At 33.4% G+C, this 17,734-nt stretch carries 16 protein-coding genes; 12 read left to right on the top strand and 4 right to left on the bottom strand.

Annotated features, from left to right (window positions below; all coding sequences use genetic code 11):
- A partial coding sequence (locus U5A88_RS15850; RefSeq protein WP_354208095.1) for a proprotein convertase P-domain-containing protein occupies positions 1 to 2,163 on the bottom strand: 2,163 nt, incomplete at its 3' end.
- Positions 2,164 to 2,446: 283 nt separating this feature from the next.
- Between U5A88_RS15850 and U5A88_RS15845 the strand changes: the two genes are divergently transcribed.
- From U5A88_RS15845 to sufD, 5 genes are read left to right on the top strand one after another with little or no spacing between them, the layout of a single operon-like run.
- Complete coding sequence (locus U5A88_RS15845; protein ID WP_354208093.1) at positions 2,447 to 2,776, top strand: HesB/IscA family protein; 330 nt, start codon at positions 2,447 to 2,449, stop codon at positions 2,774 to 2,776.
- A 9-nt stretch (positions 2,777 to 2,785) separates the two neighbouring features.
- Entirely contained in the window at positions 2,786 to 4,234 is a 1,449-nt protein-coding gene (sufB, locus tag U5A88_RS15840; RefSeq protein ID WP_354208091.1) for a Fe-S cluster assembly protein SufB, read from the top strand.
- A gap of 6 nt (positions 4,235 to 4,240) precedes the next feature.
- Positions 4,241 to 4,672: a hypothetical protein gene (locus tag U5A88_RS15835; RefSeq protein WP_354208089.1), complete on the top strand. Its 432-nt coding sequence runs from the start codon at positions 4,241 to 4,243 to the stop codon at positions 4,670 to 4,672.
- 24 nt (positions 4,673 to 4,696) lie between these two features.
- Positions 4,697 to 5,434, top strand: a complete 738-nt coding sequence (gene sufC, locus U5A88_RS15830) for a Fe-S cluster assembly ATPase SufC (RefSeq protein WP_354208087.1) — start codon at positions 4,697 to 4,699, stop codon at positions 5,432 to 5,434.
- Between the two features lie 4 nt (positions 5,435 to 5,438).
- On the top strand, positions 5,439 to 6,761 hold the full coding sequence (sufD, locus tag U5A88_RS15825; protein WP_354208085.1) for a Fe-S cluster assembly protein SufD: 1,323 nt from the start codon (positions 5,439 to 5,441) through the stop codon (positions 6,759 to 6,761).
- A gap of 40 nt (positions 6,762 to 6,801) precedes the next feature.
- Here the strand turns inward: sufD and U5A88_RS15820 are convergent, their stop codons facing one another.
- Entirely contained in the window at positions 6,802 to 8,145 is a 1,344-nt protein-coding gene (locus tag U5A88_RS15820) for a serine hydrolase domain-containing protein (protein WP_354208083.1), read from the bottom strand.
- Positions 8,146 to 8,236: 91 nt separating this feature from the next.
- Between U5A88_RS15820 and U5A88_RS15815 the strand changes: the two genes are divergently transcribed.
- From U5A88_RS15815 to U5A88_RS15800, 4 genes are all read left to right on the top strand, one after another.
- Positions 8,237 to 9,457 carry an aminotransferase class V-fold PLP-dependent enzyme gene (locus U5A88_RS15815; protein ID WP_354208081.1) on the top strand — a complete coding sequence of 407 codons (1,221 nt, stop codon included), beginning with the start codon at positions 8,237 to 8,239 and terminating at the stop codon, positions 9,455 to 9,457.
- A gap of 616 nt (positions 9,458 to 10,073) precedes the next feature.
- Complete coding sequence (locus U5A88_RS15810; protein ID WP_354208079.1) at positions 10,074 to 10,355, top strand: hypothetical protein; 282 nt, start codon at positions 10,074 to 10,076, stop codon at positions 10,353 to 10,355.
- Between the two features lie 70 nt (positions 10,356 to 10,425).
- Positions 10,426 to 11,244, top strand: coding sequence for a GLPGLI family protein (locus U5A88_RS15805; RefSeq protein WP_354208078.1), 819 nt, complete (start codon positions 10,426 to 10,428; stop codon positions 11,242 to 11,244).
- Positions 11,241 to 13,877, top strand: a complete 2,637-nt coding sequence (locus U5A88_RS15800; protein ID WP_354208076.1) for a carboxypeptidase-like regulatory domain-containing protein — start codon at positions 11,241 to 11,243, stop codon at positions 13,875 to 13,877. The genes U5A88_RS15805 and U5A88_RS15800 overlap by 4 nt, the downstream gene beginning before the upstream one ends.
- Positions 13,878 to 13,985: 108 nt before the next feature.
- Here U5A88_RS15800 and U5A88_RS15795 read toward each other — a convergent pair whose 3' ends face one another.
- The gene (locus U5A88_RS15795; RefSeq protein ID WP_354208074.1) at positions 13,986 to 14,627 is read right to left on the bottom strand and encodes a ribonuclease H family protein; all 642 of its coding nucleotides are present in this window, start codon (positions 14,625 to 14,627) and stop codon (positions 13,986 to 13,988) included.
- Positions 14,620 to 15,189: a phosphoribosylglycinamide formyltransferase gene (purN, locus tag U5A88_RS15790; RefSeq protein WP_354208072.1), complete on the bottom strand. Its 570-nt coding sequence runs from the start codon at positions 15,187 to 15,189 to the stop codon at positions 14,620 to 14,622. Before purN ends, U5A88_RS15795 begins: the two co-directional genes overlap by 8 nt.
- A 175-nt stretch (positions 15,190 to 15,364) precedes the next feature.
- Between purN and U5A88_RS15785 the strand changes: the two genes are divergently transcribed.
- The 3 genes from U5A88_RS15785 (at position 15,365) to rnc (ending at position 17,686) form a co-directional block, all read left to right on the top strand.
- Entirely contained in the window at positions 15,365 to 15,601 is a 237-nt protein-coding gene (locus U5A88_RS15785) for an acyl carrier protein (RefSeq protein WP_117883955.1), read from the top strand.
- A 90-nt stretch (positions 15,602 to 15,691) separates the two neighbouring features.
- A complete protein-coding gene (fabF, locus tag U5A88_RS15780; RefSeq protein WP_354208069.1) occupies positions 15,692 to 16,945 on the top strand; it encodes a beta-ketoacyl-ACP synthase II in 1,254 nt (417 codons plus the stop codon).
- A gap of 6 nt (positions 16,946 to 16,951) precedes the next feature.
- Positions 16,952 to 17,686 (top strand): ribonuclease III, encoded by a 735-nt coding sequence (rnc, locus tag U5A88_RS15775; RefSeq protein WP_354208067.1) that lies wholly within the window; start codon positions 16,952 to 16,954, stop codon positions 17,684 to 17,686.
- Positions 17,687 to 17,734 lie beyond the last annotated feature (48 nt).

The raw sequence follows: 17,734 nt of genomic DNA, 5'->3' as shown, positions 1-17,734 counted from the left end.
ATTTGACCAAGTACCGCCGGCATCGGGGGTACCGCCTAATTCTGCAAACAACTCTGCATCCGTAGGCGTAGTGCCTTCACAGACCGTTAACGTACCATTGGTTCCCGCATCAGGCTGAGCTTGTTCGGTGACCGTAACTGTAGCGGTATCGTTTCCTGTACATGGTGCTGTCGCAGCTACCGTATAGGTATAAACCAATCCTACATTTGACCAAGTACCGCCGGCATCGGGGGTACCGCCTAATTCTGCAAACAACTCTGCATCCGTAGGCGTAGTGCCTTCACAGACCGTTAACGTACCATTGGTTCCCGCATCAGGCTGAGCTTGAACCGTTAAGGTACCTGCAGACGTAGTAACTGATGTACAAATATTTGCACTACTGGAAACAATCACTCGATATTGATTTCCATTTAAGCTTATAGGAGCATTAGTAATATTGAGTGTATTGGTAGTAACATTTGAATAAACACCCCCGTTACTTAAATTTGAAAACGCACCTCCAGTACTTATTTGCCATTGATAGCTCAATCCTGATCCTGTTGCAGTTACCGTAAAAGTGGTATTATCAGTTTCACAAATTGACCGATTTGGAGGCTGAGCTGTAATAACAACATCAAATGCCTGTTGAAAATCATAATCTCCATTTGAATCGTTGTCATCTGGTGTGGTATATCCATCAACACCAGATGTGACTAGACCATCTCCATCGACAGTTAAACCTGATCCAAAAGTTCCTGAACCCAATAAGCCATTGCTGTCTCCATCAGTATAACCTGCTTCAGTGACATCATTACACCCATCATCATCAGCATCTAGTTCATAGGGGTCATAGATACCATCACTATCAGAATCTGCAATTGTATAAGTTAAATTAGCAAAATCGAAATCATTATCCTCTATTCCAGAAAACAAACCGTTATTACCAAATGTAGCTGCGGCTCCATCGATAACACCATCATTATTAGCATCGTTAACCCCAGCTTCATCCAAAACACTAGATTCTACGATGTCATAAATACCATCATTATCAGAATCTAAATCTTTACTATTGATAACTCCATCGCCATCGTCATCACATATAACGCTAACAAATAATTCTCCAGTAAAACCTTCTGGGCCTGGGCCAGCTTGGTTTGTTATTGTAAAAGTATTATTTGCCCCTGATACCCAATTAATCGTATTAAAAGCAGTTCCTGCCTGAGCTTGCATTAATTCTAATGTTGTAGAGGTTGTACTTCTTGTTCCATATAATACTACATCACCCGCTTCATCTACAATCAATCGAAGTCGTGGCAAACCATTCACATTAGCCACCCAAGGCGAGGCAATAAAAGAAAGATCTGATTGAAATAAAAAATATTCTTCACCTGCTCCCAATGCTCCATTTTCAAATTCTAAAATAGAGGGATGTACGGTCGTTCCATTTATATCCAGTTGAAAGGAATTATCCATGGAGGAAAAATCTAACCTCAAATAACCTGTATCAGTATGATTAACAACAACAGATCTTGTTCCAACATCTTGGGATACCAAAAATGCCGTATTTGCAGTAGTACAATATTCTTCTTCATCGGTCATTCCATCATTATCATCATCTAAATCACAAACATCATTAATCCCATCTCCGTCAGTATCGATACCTGCAACATCAGTACATGGATCAACAGCGGCACTACAAACCTCAACAGAAAAACTATTTAATGTTCCTGTATCAAAAGCTGCATTATCAGAAACTGTTAATGTCCAATTACCTGATGGATTTTCCCCATTAAAGGCACTTAAAGCAGCTTCAGGGATAAAAGTCCCGTTAAAAGGTGCACTGCCTGCGGTAATGGCCGTACCTGCAGCATCATCAAAAACAGTTGTAGCATAATTATCCCCACTACTTCCATTTCTATTTGATAGAATGACCGTGGTTCCCGCGGGGCTTTGTAAGGATATTATTAGATCGGAATCCCAGGTATGTGTAATATTAACAGTTACATTAACATCATTAACAGCAGCTGTACTTGTAAAGTTAACCGTTCTTGATACACCCGTAGCATTATTATCAGGAATGGCTACACCAGTATTCCAAGTTTGGGTCGTGCAGACTTGTCCTATACTATTTAACGACATTAATAAAAATAATACTGTCGTTGCAACAATTCTTAAGTTATTCAAGTATTTAGCATTAATTTTAGACACTTCTATTATAAAAACAAGGTAAATATATGTTAAGCAAGTAAAAACGTTAAAATTTTGTTAGCAACATAGGCTGGTTGTTAATAACTATGATTAACCTGCTGGCGTATTGAACGAATAATATATGTACTTATTGTCTAAAAAACACTAACAACAGTAACTCTACAACTAGTTTAGCAACAATAATCTTTTAATCCATTAATTTTCTAATTCTTTCTTTTTAGCATATATTTGCACTTATTTAGAACGAATCTATATTAATATGATACAGGTATCTGATATCGCAAAAAAGAAAGTCATTGAATTGATGAATGACGATGGTTTTGACGCTACTACTGATTTCGTCCGTGTTGGTGTTAAAAGCGGCGGTTGCTCTGGCTTGTCTTACGAATTAAAATTTGATAAAGAACAGCTAGAAAACGATAAAATATTTGAAGCCAATTCGGTAAAGATAATTGTAGATAAAAAAAGCTTTTTATATCTTGTTGGTACAACATTAGACTATTCAGGTGGACTTAACGGTACAGGATTCGTTTTTAAAAATCCAAATGCAAATAGGACATGTGGTTGCGGAGAGAGTTTTTCACTTTAAAAAACAAGAATGAATAAATATACGGAAGACGATTTAAAAAAAGAGCTTGAAACTAAAGAATACGAATACGGTTTTTATACAGATATTGAATCTGATAAATTTCCTGTTGGATTAAATGAAGATGTAGTTAAAGCTATTTCTAAAAAGAAAAACGAACCTGAATGGATGACAAATTGGCGTTTGGAAGCTTTTAGAATTTGGAAAAGCATGAAGGAGCCCGATTGGGCCAATGTTACTTACAAAAAACCTGATTTTCAAAATATAAGTTATTATGCCGCTCCAAAACAAAAGCCTGAATTAGAAAGTTTAGACCAAGTTGATCCTGAATTGCTCAAAACTTTTGATAAATTGGGTATTTCCATTGAAGAGCAAAAACGATTATCGGGCGTAGCTGTTGACATTGTAATGGATTCAGTTTCAGTTGCTACAACTTTTAAAGAGACCTTGGCGGAAAAAGGCATTATTTTCTGTCCTATTTCTGAGGCCATTCAAGAGCATCCTGAACTGGTCAAAAAATATATTGGCTCAGTCGTGCCTCAAACGGACAATTTTTATGCCGCGTTAAATAGTGCTGTCTTTAGTGATGGTTCTTTTTGTTATATACCAAAAGGAGTAAAATGTCCGATGGAACTCTCAACCTATTTTAGAATTAACGAAGGTGGAACTGGTCAATTTGAACGCACTTTGGTTGTTGCAGATAAAGGTAGTTATGTAAGTTATTTAGAAGGATGTACCGCCCCTCAACGTGATGAAAACCAACTACATGCCGCTGTGGTTGAGCTTATTGCCCTTGACGATGCTGAGATAAAATATTCAACTGTACAAAATTGGTTTCCGGGTGATGCATCTGGAAAAGGTGGTGTTTTTAACTTTGTAACCAAACGCGGCCTTTGCGAAAATAATGCTAAAATATCGTGGACACAGGTAGAAACTGGTTCTGCCATTACCTGGAAATATCCAAGCTGCGTGTTGAAAGGAGACAACTCCATTGGTGAGTTTTATTCAATTGCAGTTACAAATAATTATCAACAAGCGGATACGGGTACAAAAATGATTCACCTGGGCAAGAATACTAAAAGTACTATTATCTCCAAAGGAATTTCCGCTGGTAAATCCCAGAACTCCTATCGCGGTTTGGTACAAGTAAATTCGAGAGCTAAAAACGCCAGGAACTTTTCACAATGTGATTCACTTTTAATGGGGAATGAGTGCGGTGCCCATACTTTTCCATACATAGAAACCAAAAATAAAACGGCTAAAATCGAGCATGAGGCTACAACCTCTAAAATTGGTGAAGATCAGTTGTTTTATTGTAATCAGAGAGGTATTGGGACAGACAAGGCTATTGCATTAATTGTAAATGGTTTTAGTAAAGAGGTTTTAAATAAACTACCTATGGAGTTTGCAGTTGAAGCACAAAAGTTATTAGAAATAAGTTTAGAAGGGTCTGTAGGATAAGAAGTCATGGTAGAAGCAACTAATTATGTTTATTTGGCAATTTTAATTTGCCTTCAGTATCTCGGACTTCAACATGAATCTTATCAGATTACCATTGATTTTTCTAAGGAAAAAGAAATAGAACAACGTGTCCCTGTTTTAGTTGATTTTGAAAAATTGGAGGACAAACAAAATCGGTGGATATTAATTACACGCGATAAAAAACATGAAATTCCTGTAATGGTAGTAAAAGACAGTGTAACTGTCTTTGATAATGAAAAAGCCAATAGTACAAAATTTGAAGAAATAGATTTTGGTAGATTAGCAAAACAGCAAGATACGGTTTATAATAAAAAAAATAAAGCAGTTGTAGTAGTATCTAAAAGTAAAAATAGTATTGTATTTAAAATGTTAGACAATACTTTCTATGAGCGAGTTACTATGAATATTAATCAATAAGAGTTTTAAACAAAGAAAAAGTCAATGTTAGAAATAAAAAATTTACACGCTAAAATAGATGATAAAAATATACTTAACGGAATAAATTTAACTGTAAATGCTGGTGAAGTGCACGCCATAATGGGCCCAAATGGATCAGGAAAAAGTACGTTGGCCAGTGTTGTTGCTGGCAAAGAGGAATATGAAGTCACCGAAGGAAATATTATTTTAAATAATGAAGATTTAGATGATATGGCTCCTGAAGACAGAGCACATAAAGGTGTTTTCTTATCTTTTCAATATCCAGTTGAAATTCCAGGAGTATCAGTTACCAATTTTATTAAAACAGCGATTAACGAAACTCGTAAAGCTAATGGTTTAGAAGATCTTCCTGCTAAGGATATGCTTCAAAAAATTAGAAAAACAGCTGAACTGTTAGAAATAGACAGAAAGTTCTTATCACGTTCTTTAAATGAAGGATTTTCTGGAGGAGAAAAGAAAAGAAATGAAATCTTTCAAATGGCCATGCTAGAACCTAAATTAGCTATTTTAGACGAAACCGATTCTGGTTTAGATATTGATGCCCTTAAGGTTGTTGCCAATGGCGTTAATAAATTAAAAAGTAAAGATAATGCCGTTATTGTTATTACGCATTATCAACGTTTGTTAGAGTATATTGTCCCAGATTATGTACACGTCTTGCACGATGGTAAAATTGTGAAATCTGGCGGTAAGGAATTGGCATTAGAGTTAGAGGAAAAAGGTTATGATTGGGTAAAATAAGGTTATGGATTTAAAAGAAAAATTAATTACTTCATTCTTAGTTTATGAGGATAAGGTAAGTGCAGAGGCTGACGGAAAAGTACAGGATATCCGTTCAGAGGCATTTAACCGTTTTGAAGAAATGGGGTTTCCTACAAAAAGAGACGAAGAATGGAAATACACTTCCTTAAAACCTTTATTAAAACACGATTATAAAATTTTTCCTAAAATAGAATCGGCTATTGAATTCAAGGATGTTAAAAAGTTCTTTTTGCATGAAATCGATTCTTATAAAATTGTATTTATTGATGGTGTTTATAGCTCATTTTTGTCTGAAACTACACATGATGGATTTGATATCTGCCTACTTTCAGCTGCACTTTCAAAACCAAAATACAAAATGGTTATTGACCATTATTTTAATACTGTAGCAAAAAAAGACGACAGTATAACTTCCTTAAATACGGCGTTTTCCAAAGAAGGAGCCTATATCAATATTCCAAAAAACACTGTTGTACCAAAACCTGTACAAATTGTACATTTTTCAACAGGAATTGAAACCGAAGTGTTGTTACAACCTCGTAATTTAATAGTTGTTGGAGAAAACGCTCATGTACAGATTGTTGAACGCCACCAAAGCCTAAATGAAAACGTTGTATTAACCAATTCGGTTACTGAAATTTTTGCCAACAAACGTGCTATAGTAGATTATTACAAAATTCAAAATGATAAAAAATCGGCTTCGTTAATTGACAGCACCTATGTTAAACAAGGGCAACAAAGTGTAGCTTCCGTTAATACATTTTCATTTGGAGGTAACTTAACACGTAATAATTTAGAGTTTTATCAAGAAGGGGAACATATTACTTCTAACCTTAATGGCATAACAATAATAGAAGGTAAACAGTTGGTTGATAACCACACTTTGGTAAATCATAAATTGCCAAACTGTGAAAGCCACGAGTTGTATAAAGGTATTTATTTTGACAATTCTACTGGTGTTTTTAACGGTAAAGTTATCGTTGAAAAAGAAGCACAAAAAACCAATGCGTTTCAGCAGAACGATAATATACTTATTGACGACAAAGCAACTATTAACGCTAAACCTCAATTAGAAATTTTTGCCGATGATGTAAAGTGCTCCCACGGCTGTACTATTGGTCAATTAGATGAAGATGCTCTATTTTATCTACGTTCGCGTGGTATTCCAAAAAAAGAAGCCAATGCTTTGTTGTTGTATGCTTTTGCAAATGATGCTTTACAAAAAATTAAAATCCCCGAATTGAAAACAAGAATAACCAAAATTATTTCTAACAAATTGGGTGTAAATTTGGGTTTTGAAGTTTAAAAATTAGATCGTTTAGTAGCAGTTAGTAGTTTTTATATGCTTATTGAACACTTGCAATAACTTCTTTTAAAAACGTATTAAAATCAAAGGCATTGTCGTCATTAGTCAACCCCATTCTTACAATTACCAAATCTTTTGACGGGATAATAAATACGCGTTGGCCTTGGTAACCATTAGCGGAATATAAATCCTTTGAAACATCGAGATATTTACCGCCTGCGTTTAGCCAAAAATGTCCGCCATATTCTCCATTTGAACCATTTGTAGGTGTTTTTACATAATTTACCCAAGATTCATCAAAAAGTTGTTCGCCGTTCCAATGGCCTTTGTGCAAATAAAGCAACCCAAATTTTGCCCAATCGCGTGTAGTTGCCCAACCATATGAAGAACCTACGTAATTGCCTTTCATATCTGCTTCAATAACCATAGAGTGCATGCCAATTTTATCAATTAAAGCTGCATACCAAAAATCTAAATATTCTTGATGCGTTTGGAATTGTTTTCGTAAAATACCCGATAATAAATTAGAGGTGCCAGATGAATAATTCCAAGTTTCATTGGGTTTGCCAGCCAAAGCTTTTTCTTCTTGAATCTTAGGCATATCGTCGGCTAAAAACAACATTTTTGTAACGTCTGATATTTTTTCGTAATTCTCTTCCCAAGCCAGTCCACTATTCATTTGCAGTAAATTATTGATGGTAATATTCGCACGTTCATCTTCTTGCCAACTTTCAATAGGTGCTTTGTCATTAATGTTGAGTTTCCCTTCTTTTTGTAAAATACCGAACAGGGTTGCCGTAACACTTTTGGTCATGGACCAACCTAACAATTTGGAAGTTGCATCAAAGCCTTCCGCATATTTTTCTGCAATAATTTGGTCTTTGTATACAACCAAAACAGATCTTGTCTGCTTTACCTTATTGTTGTTAAACATACTGTCAACAGCTATTTTCAGCATATCATAATTTATATTTTCAAAAACCGTATCTTTTTGCTTAGCATCGCCGTAAGGAAAAGGAGTGTCTGTTTTCTTAAAATTGCGTTTCGGCACCAAATAGTTTTGGTTTCCTTCAGCATCCTTCGGGACAAGAACAGCACCCAAACCCTCTCTATAAATTGCTTTTCTAGTTAATAACCCATAAACAGAAGCAGTAGCTGATTTTTCTTTATTACTAACCTTATCTTCAGCCAAATTAATAGGTGTAAAAGCATTATCTACTTCATCGGTATATTTTACACTTCTATCTGCTAAAAATACAGAAGATGCCATATTTTTTGCTGAATATCCTGCTAAAATATTTAATCTTGGATAATTGGCATATATGGTATAAATAAGAGCCAATAGACCAAGTAAAAGGATGTATTTTATTGATTTTTTGAACATGTTTTAGTTTTGTGTTTGAAATTAGAACAAATATAAATTAATCAAACGATTTAAGGTTGAGTTTTGTACTTTTGTAAGCTGACTAAAAAATATGTTAGACATCCAAAAAATAAGAACTGATTTTCCCATTCTACAACGAAAAGTAAATGGGCATCCATTGGTGTATTTAGACAATGCGGCAACCTCACAAACACCTCAGCTAGTTATTGATGCAATTACGGATTATTACAGAAATTATAATGCGAATATTCACCGAGGTGTGCATACCTTAAGTCAAGAAGCTACTGACGCGTATGAACAAGCTCGGCAAAAAATTCAAAATCATTTTAATGCCAAAAATGCCCACGAAATTATTTTCACTTCGGGTACCACGCATGGCATTAATTTAGTAGCTAACGGATTTTCTTCCCTCTTAAAAAAAGGAGATGAAATTATTGTTTCAGCCTTAGAACATCATTCAAACATTGTGCCTTGGCAAATGCTTTGTGAACGAACAGGAGCTACACTCAAAGTAATTCCGATGAATGAAGATGGTGAACTATTAATGGATGCTTACAAAAATTTACTTTCTGAAAACACCAAATTGGTATTTGTAAACCATATTTCTAATGCTTTGGGTACAATTAATCCAATAAAAGAGATTATTGATTTGGCACATCGTATGGATGCTGCGGTTTTAATTGATGGAGCACAAGCTACACCGCATATCAAAGCTGACTTACAAATTTTAGATGCCGATTTTTATGTAGCCTCTGCCCATAAAATGTGTGGACCGACTGGAGTTGGATTTCTCTATGGAAAAGAGGAATGGCTCAATAAATTACCACCCTACCAAGGTGGTGGTGAAATGATTGCAGAAGTTACCTTCGAAAAAACAACTTATGCAGATTTACCGCATAAATTTGAAGCTGGTACTCCCAACGTATGTGGTGGCATTGCTCTTGGTGTTGCTATTGATTATATGAATGGCATCGGTTTTGAGAACATCGCCAATTACGAACATGAATTATTAAAATACGCCACCGAAAAATTGCTCGCCATTGACGGTTTAAAAATTTACGGGCCGGAAAAGTTGGAAAACAAAACTTCAGTTATTTCTTTTAATTTAAAAGGCATTCATCCCTATGATATTGGTTCTATAGTTGATAAATTAGGTATTGCTGTGCGTACTGGACACCATTGTGCACAGCCTATTATGGATTTTTATAACATTCCCGGAACTGTGAGAGCGTCTTTTGCTTTTTATAATACCAAAGAAGAAGTTGATAAATTGGTGGAAGCAGTTAAAAAAGCAAAGGAGATGTTGAGTTGACCTCCTCTAACCCCTTAAAGGGAGGTAAGTTTTGTAACTTTAACTTTTAATTTTGGCTGCAATTTTAACACACTTTTAAAAAAATGTTAAAATATTTTGCCAATTCCTTTTTTTTTTTTTTCTAAATTAGCTTTTAATAGGAAAGTTCTTCAATTCTGAAGATAGTAATAAGTGAACAATTTTTTGGAGCGATTGTAGTTCGCAAAATACAATTGCTAAAATAATAATGTTTAAACTAGGTATAGTTTTAAGCACAAATAAAATATCGTCTGATTTTAAATTATAAAATTGGGTAAAATAAATAGTGAAAATATAAAGCAAAAGATGCTGAAACTCCCAAAGCGTCGGGACAGCACAAATAACCTCCAGTTGAGGTAAATAAAATAAAAACAGTTCGAAATGTTTAATTTAAAACCAGTTGCCTATGTAAGTTAACCAGCCCCACTGGAGGAAGTGCAAAGATACTATTTTTTGTATAGAAAATGCCTTCAAAATTTACGACCCGCTTTGGAAAAAAGAGGTAAAGATTTTCACGGAAAAATTATAGTATTAAACTTACCTGTTAATAGACAGGTTTTAAAAAATTATTAAAATGAAAAAAATATTATTAATATTAGTGCTAGTTTGTACTACGTCATTCAGTTTTGCCACAGTTATTCCTAATGATATTTCTGATGAAATATTTATTGAGATTTCTAATGATATTTCTGATGAAATATCTAATGAGGTTTTTGATGAGATGTCTGATGATGAGATGCCTAATCAGGCCACTGAAGACCATGAATGGGAATGTGTTCCTTTTACCTTATCTTGTGGAATTACAGGTTTTGCTTGTGGAGAAACAACTTCGGAAATCATTGCAAAAGTTTTGTGGGCTGAACAACAGTTTTGTTCATAGTAAATTCAAAGAAACACCTCTCTTTAAAGATAGGTGTTTCTATTTATAAACATTTCTAATTCTAATAATTATGAATCCAAAACTAACTTTTATATTTATACTACTAATTTCAGTCAATATGTCATATGCTCAAGAAAGCATATTGAATCACAAGTTTATATATAATCTAACTTATCAATCGGATTCCACCAACATCAACAGCAAGCAGAGTGAAAAAATGCTTCTTTTTACGGGTAATGACGGTTCAATATTCCAAAGTTATAATGGATTTGTTAGAGACTCAATGTTGCTCGAATTAAAAAATAATCCAGAAAAACAAAATTCTAGTCTATCAAACATTTCTTCATTTCCAAAAACTCAATTTAGTTTCAAGATAATCAAAACCTTTAACCATGATAGCTTAATAGTTTTTGAAAAAATCTTTATTGACAACTTTAGATATGACGAAAGTAAAGAAAATATTAAATGGGAAATTAAATCCGACACTATGACTATAAATGGTTTTGAAAGCCAAAAAGCAACCACCTTTTATGCTGGAAGAAAATATGAAGCTTGGTTTTCTAGTGAAATACCCATTTCTGATGGGCCTTATAAATTTAGTGGTCTTCCTGGTCTGATTATTAAAATTTCAGATGTAGAGAATCATTATGTTTTTGAGTTAATAGAAAAAGTTAACATAAGCATGACATATCCGTCTTTAAAAACAAAAGATAAACTTTTTATAACAGACAAATCAACATTTTTCAAAAAACTCAAAGAGTTCAAAAATAACATATTCGAAAGGGCTTCACAGGCTGGATTTACTGTAGATGAAGAATACAAACAACAAATAAAAGTAAAACTTAATAAGAAAAATAACCCAATTGAATTAAACGATAACGATCAATGAGGTTATTAATAACATTATGTTTCTTTTTCCTTTTATCTTTTTCATGCTTTTCGCAAACCACTATAGAAGGATATTTAAAAACTGAAAATAGAAAATCAATTGTCGGGGCAAGTGTTATTATTAAAAAAATTGATTCAAGCGGTACTTATGCTTATGATATATCTGATATCAATGGGTATTTTTCAATTACTTTATATAGTAAACCTGAGCAACTACATTTGAATATTCGTGCTATGGGGTATAAAAGTGTGACGGAAGTTATCGATAACAAAAGTCAAACTAAAAACATTGTCTTAATCGAACAGGCAACAAAATTAAAAGAAGTTGTAATAAAATCAAGACCGATTACTCATAATGGTGATACAATTAATTATTCAGTAGATGCTTTTTCTAAACTAGAAGATAGAACTATAGGAGACGTGTTAAAAAATATGCCTGGTATTGAGGTATTGTCGGATGGGAAAATCCTCTATCTAGGTAGGCCAATTAATAAATACTATATTGAAGGTATGGATTTATTAGAGGGCAAGTATAATTTAGCCAATAATAATCTACCTTTCAAGGAAGTTTCAAGAGTACAAGTTTTAGAAAACCATCAACCAATAAAAATTTTAGATAGTTTGGTGTCTTCAGAGCAAGCAGCAATTAATATTAAACTAAAGAATAAATATACTTTTACAGGGCAAGCCGAATTAGGTAGCGGTTTTAATCCCTTGTTGTGGAATGTCAATATTACGCCAATGTTGTTTTCTAAAAAACAACAAATGATTAGTTCTTATCAGGCTAATAATAGTGGTGATGATTTGAGCTTACAATTAAAAACGTTTACTCTCAATGATCTTTTGGAACAGTTTGAACGCAACGATGAAAAAAAAAATTGGTTGGATATTGTTAAATTAAGAGAACCTAGTTTTTCAAAAAGTCGTTGGCTAGATAATAACACTCATTTAATAACTACTAACTATTTACAAAAGCTAAAATCCGATTATGAATTACGGTTGAATGTATCTTACCTCAACGACTATCAGCAAAGGCAGGGCTTTACAAATACACGATTTTTAATAAGTGATGATACTATTGCTATATTTGAAAACAAGTATAATCAACTTTTTACAAATACATTAGAAACTACCTTAACGCTTCAAAAAAATATAGGTGAAAAATTTTTAAAAAACACAATACAATTTCAGGGATTTTGGGACAGTCAACGAGGTAGAATAGACTTAAACACTAATAATGTACTTGAAGATTTAAGTAATAAGTATTTTAAACTGTCAAATAATTTTAAAACATTGTTTCCGTTGGGTAAACAGGTGTTAACACTTAATTCTTATTTCACTATTAATAGAACACCACAATATTTAAGCTTAAATCCTGGACAATTTAAAGACTTGCTTAATAATGGAAATGATTATGATGAAGTGACCCAAGAAATAGACTTACAAACTTTTTACACAAATAACTCATTAACGATCACTAAAGGGTTTAAACAATTTAGCTTTAGTCCTAAAATTGGAATTCAATTTGAAAAACAAAATTTAGGAAGTACTATTACAACTGTATCAACACAAAACAATGATAAAATATTTACTAATAATTTAGATTGGATTCGTTCTAAGATATATTTTGATTTAAGAACTCAATATAAAAAAAACAAATGGCGTGTTGAATTAACAACCCCAATTAATCTATATGACTATAGTTTGGAAGACACCAACTTAAAAAGCAAACAGGATGTTTCAAGACTGACTTTTGAACCTAAACTATCTGTTAATTATGACCTTAATTCATTTTGGCATCTTAAAACTTCTGCCAATATAAGCAATCAATTTGGTGCTATTCAACAAGTCTATTACGCTTATATTTTACAAAATTACCGAAATATTAAACGTATTGATGCTCCTTTGCCACAGAAGCATAACTTAATTTATAGTGCCTCCATTGGCTATAGAAACCCTATTAAATCGATATTTATTAATCTAATATACAGCAATAGTACAACAGAAAAAAATTTACTTTACGATCGTAACATTTTAGAAAATGGTGCAATCGTATTACAAGCTATTGCAAATAAAAATAAGCGTTTAAGTCATAATTTAATGATGACAACAAGCAAATATTTAAGCAATATTAAAACTAACTTATCATTGAGCACGAATTATAGTTTTCAAGATGTTAAACAAATTATCAATTCTGAAATTACAGATATAGCCAACCAAAACTGGCTATTAACTGGTAAAATAGATACTGATATATCAGATTGGCTGAATACTGAAATAATATCTATGTGGCAATTTTCTAACAATCGGATACAAGGTCAAGATAATCAAACCATAAAGCAACAATTACATAAATTGAACGTCAATATTTATCCGAATGAAAATCAATATTTTGCTATAAGAACCGAATATATTAAGAACAATCTATTTTCAGAAGCAGCTAATAACCTGTTTGCTGATTTAATATATCGCTATAGTTGGAAAAAGAAAAATATAGACTTTGAAGTCAAATGGAATAACATTTTTAATACAAATAATTACCGAACAGTAAATATTAATAACATCAGTTACATTGAAACAAACTTTCTTCTAAGACCATCACAATTATTATTTAAGGTTGGATTTTCACTGTGATATTCACAAAAGTAAACTAAAAAGTTGGGTATTACTAAAAGACATAGCAGCTTTTCATCGAATAATACCAATTAAAAATTCTCGAATAAAAACCCTTCCAATAAGTAACTACTTCCTCCCAAAATCCGCAGGAATCTCTCCCCACGCTTTGGTTTCCCATTTTAAAATAGTAGCGTTTTTTACGTAGGTAGGGTTTTCTTCTAACCACTTTTCGGCACGTTTAATTAATTCAAATAAAGGTTTGTTTTCGTCTGTAATTTGTACATTGGTACGGCATTGCCCTTTTTTTATCCAGCTCATGGCGATTCTAGAATCCGAATAAATAGGTAAATCAATCTTTTTTTGTTTTAAATATCCTAAACCGTGCACCAAAGCCAAAAATTCGCCAATATTATTTGTGCCTTTTTCAAAAGGACCTTGAATAAATAATTGCGAGCCTGAATGAGTTTCTACACCTCTATACTCCATTTTACCAGGATTTCCGCTACAAGCCGCGTCTACAGAAATGGAAGGTACAATCGGTTTTCCAATTTGTCTTAATTCGGTTTCAGAAAGTTTTACTTTTTTGGTGTTTTTGCCTTTGTAGTCTTCATAATTTCCTCTAAAAGCTTTTTCAGCTTCTTCTTCAGAAGTGAAAGATTTATATTCTGCCCCTGTAAAACCTTCTATCTGTTTTTTACAAGCATCCCAAGTGGTAAAAACACCTGTTTTGTTCCCCCTCCAAACTACATAAAATTTCTTTTTAGCCATTTTTAAGTAGTGTTTGTTCAATCACTTTCGGAAAATGTTCATATTCTAGTTGATGTACTTTTTGTGCGACATCTTCAAAACTATCGCCCTCATCAACTTCAACTTTTGCTTGGAAAATAATCGCTCCTTCATCATAATTCTCATTTACATAATGGATGGTTATTCCCGTTTCTTTTTCCTTATTAATAACAACTGCTTTATGCACGTTATCGCCATACATTCCTTTCCCTCCATAATTGGGCAATAGAGCCGGATGAATATTTATGATTCTATCAGGAAAATCATTGATAATATTTTTGGGTATTTTCCATAAGAACCCTGCCAAAACAATAAAATCAGCTTTATCTTTTAATATATTCAACACCTTATCCGTATTAAAAAAGTCATCTTTATTGAAACTTGAATTGCTGATTTTTAGCCTTTTAGCTCGTTTCAGAACTTTGGCATCCTTATTGTTTGAAAGCACATGTGTTATAGTTATAACATTGCTTTTTTGAAAATACTTGATTATATTCTCGGCGTTGGTTCCGGAACCTGAAGCCAAAATAACAATTCTCTTCATTATTAAAATGTAAATTATATCACAAAAAAAAGAATTATTATTAACAAATACTGTGGAATAATTTAAAAGTTAAACTATTTTTTTTAAATTAGTCCTCATATTTTCGTGGCAAATAAGGTATTTAACTTAAAGTTTTATATTTTTGCCCAAATTTAAATTAAAAATTAGAAAAATTATGTCAGACATTGCATCAAGAGTAAAGGCCATTATCGTTGACAAACTAGGCGTTGACGAAAATGAAGTAACTAATGAAGCTAACTTTACTAACGATTTAGGAGCAGATTCTTTAGATACTGTGGAATTAATTATGGAATTTGAAAAAGAATTTGATATTCAAATACCAGACGATCAAGCAGAAAACATTGGAACTGTTGGTCAAGCAATCAGCTATATAGAAGAAGCTAAAAAGTAATCTAAAGATACTTAAATAATACGCTACGAGCAACACTTTTGTGGTTTGCTCGTAGTTTTTATAATCAATAATCGAATCCTACTTATTCATATGGAATTAAAACGAGTAGTTGTAACAGGACTAGGGGCTTTAACACCAATTGGTAATACCGTTGATGCCTACTGGGAAAGTTTAGTAAATGGAGTAAGCGGTGCTGCACCCATTACCCATTTTGACGCAACAAAATTCAAAACTCGGTTTGCATGTGAAGTTAAAAATTTTAATCCGACTGATTTTTTAGATAGAAAAGAGGCACGTAAAATGGATAAGTTTACGCAGTATGCCATGGTAGCCTCAGATGAAGCTATCTTAGATTCTGGATTGGATTTAGAAAATATAAACAGAGAACGTGTTGGCGTAATTTGGGGAGCCGGTATTGGTGGGCTTGAAACGTTTCAAAATGAAGTTCTGAATTACGGTAGTGGTGATGGCACTCCAAGATTCAACCCTTTTTTTATACCTAAAATGATAGCAGATATTGCTCCTGGAAACATTTCAATCAAGAATGGTTTCATGGGTCCAAACTATACGACTGTTTCTGCTTGTGCATCATCAGCAAATGCTATGTTTGATGCATTAAACACTATTCGTTTAGGACATTGTGACGTTATTGTTACTGGTGGTAGCGAAGCTGCTGTAACCATGGCAGGAATGGGTGGTTTTAATGCCATGCATGCCCTATCGACCAGAAACGAAAGCCCAGAAACGGCATCAAGACCTTTTGATGCGACAAGAGATGGTTTTGTATTAGGCGAAGGTGCAGGAGCGATTATTTTAGAAGAATACGAATACGCTAAAGCAAGAGGAGCTAAAATTTACGCCGAAGTTATTGGAGGTGGTTTATCTTCTGATGCTTATCATATGACTGCACCACATCCTGAAGGAAAAGGTGTAATTGTAGTAATGAAAAATTGCCTAGAAAATTCAGGTTTAAAACCTGAAGAAGTTGATGCTATTAATACGCATGGAACTTCTACTCCATTGGGCGATGTAGCTGAACTTAAAGCTATAAAAGAAGTTTTTGGTAACCACGCCAAAAATATCAACATCAACTCAACTAAGTCCATGACAGGGCATTTATTGGGAGCAGCTGGTGCTATTGAGGCAATCGCTTCAATCTTATCAATAGAGCACGGAATTGTGCCTCCTACAATAAATCACTCTACTGTTGACGAAAATATTGACCCTAGTTTAAACCTAACACTTAATAAAGCCCAAAAAAGGGATGTTAAAGTAGTTATGAGCAACACCTTTGGTTTTGGTGGCCATAATGCTTGTGTGGTTTTCAAAAAGCTAGATGCTTAAGATACAATGAGTTTTATTAGCAACATCTTAAAATCTCGATCTGAACAAGACGAGGTATTCCTGGCTACAATAAGAAAAATTATAGGTTTTAGACCTAACGACCTTAAATATTATAGAAAAGCATTTACGCATAGTTCGGTAAAAAAAACAACCGAAAATGGTAAACCCCTTAACTATGAAAGATTAGAATTTTTAGGTGATGCTATTTTAAGCTCTACTATTGCGGTTTATTTATTTAAAGAAATACCTACAGGTTCTGAAGGTGATCTAACACAATTACGCTCTAAAATTGTGAGCAGGGAACACTTAAACGAAATTGGTAGAGATTTAGCCTTAATAAACTTGATTGACAGTAATGTTCCCAAAAAAAACTTCGGAGATAATGTTCACGGAAATATGTTTGAAGCCTTGGTTGGTGCCGTTTTTTTAGATAAGGGACATGAAGCCTGTCATAAATTTATAAACAGAACGGTAATTGAACCCTATGTAGATATTGAGCGTTTAGAAGGTAAAATAACCAGTTACAAAAGTGTACTAATAGAGTGGTGTCAGAAGGTTAAAAAGCACATTAATTATGAGGTTTACGAAGATACCGGAAATGACACCATAAAACACTTTAGCGTAAAGTTATTTATAGATAATAAAATTCTCTCTAAAGGCAGAGCCACTTCCAAGAAAAAAGCAGAAGAAATAGCTTCAAAGCGGGCTTATTACAGATTACAAGATGTTATTTCCATCTGATTAATTAATCATAAGATATTACGATAACGATTTCGTTAAAACTTTCTC

Source organism: Aureibaculum sp. 2308TA14-22 (assembly GCF_040538665.1).
Taxonomy (GTDB): domain Bacteria; phylum Bacteroidota; class Bacteroidia; order Flavobacteriales; family Flavobacteriaceae; genus Aureibaculum.
Note: the sequence above shows the minus strand (reverse complement) of the source record. Positions and strands in the feature narration are given on the sequence as shown.

Coding starts and splice junctions, on each gene's coding strand:
- U5A88_RS15845 (WP_354208093.1), top strand. CDS start 2,447: ATGATACAGGTATCTGATATCGCAAAAAAGAAAGTCATTGAATTGATG.
- sufB (WP_354208091.1), top strand. CDS start 2,786: ATGAATAAATATACGGAAGACGATTTAAAAAAAGAGCTTGAAACTAAA.
- U5A88_RS15835 (WP_354208089.1), top strand. CDS start 4,241: ATGGTAGAAGCAACTAATTATGTTTATTTGGCAATTTTAATTTGCCTT.
- sufC (WP_354208087.1), top strand. CDS start 4,697: ATGTTAGAAATAAAAAATTTACACGCTAAAATAGATGATAAAAATATA.
- sufD (WP_354208085.1), top strand. CDS start 5,439: ATGGATTTAAAAGAAAAATTAATTACTTCATTCTTAGTTTATGAGGAT.
- U5A88_RS15820 (WP_354208083.1), bottom strand. CDS start 8,145: ATGTTCAAAAAATCAATAAAATACATCCTTTTACTTGGTCTATTGGCT.
- U5A88_RS15815 (WP_354208081.1), top strand. CDS start 8,237: ATGTTAGACATCCAAAAAATAAGAACTGATTTTCCCATTCTACAACGA.
- U5A88_RS15805 (WP_354208078.1), top strand. CDS start 10,426: ATGAATCCAAAACTAACTTTTATATTTATACTACTAATTTCAGTCAAT.
- U5A88_RS15800 (WP_354208076.1), top strand. CDS start 11,241: ATGAGGTTATTAATAACATTATGTTTCTTTTTCCTTTTATCTTTTTCA.
- U5A88_RS15795 (WP_354208074.1), bottom strand. CDS start 14,627: ATGGCTAAAAAGAAATTTTATGTAGTTTGGAGGGGGAACAAAACAGGT.
- purN (WP_354208072.1), bottom strand. CDS start 15,189: ATGAAGAGAATTGTTATTTTGGCTTCAGGTTCCGGAACCAACGCCGAG.
- U5A88_RS15785 (WP_117883955.1), top strand. CDS start 15,365: ATGTCAGACATTGCATCAAGAGTAAAGGCCATTATCGTTGACAAACTA.
- fabF (WP_354208069.1), top strand. CDS start 15,692: ATGGAATTAAAACGAGTAGTTGTAACAGGACTAGGGGCTTTAACACCA.
- rnc (WP_354208067.1), top strand. CDS start 16,952: ATGAGTTTTATTAGCAACATCTTAAAATCTCGATCTGAACAAGACGAG.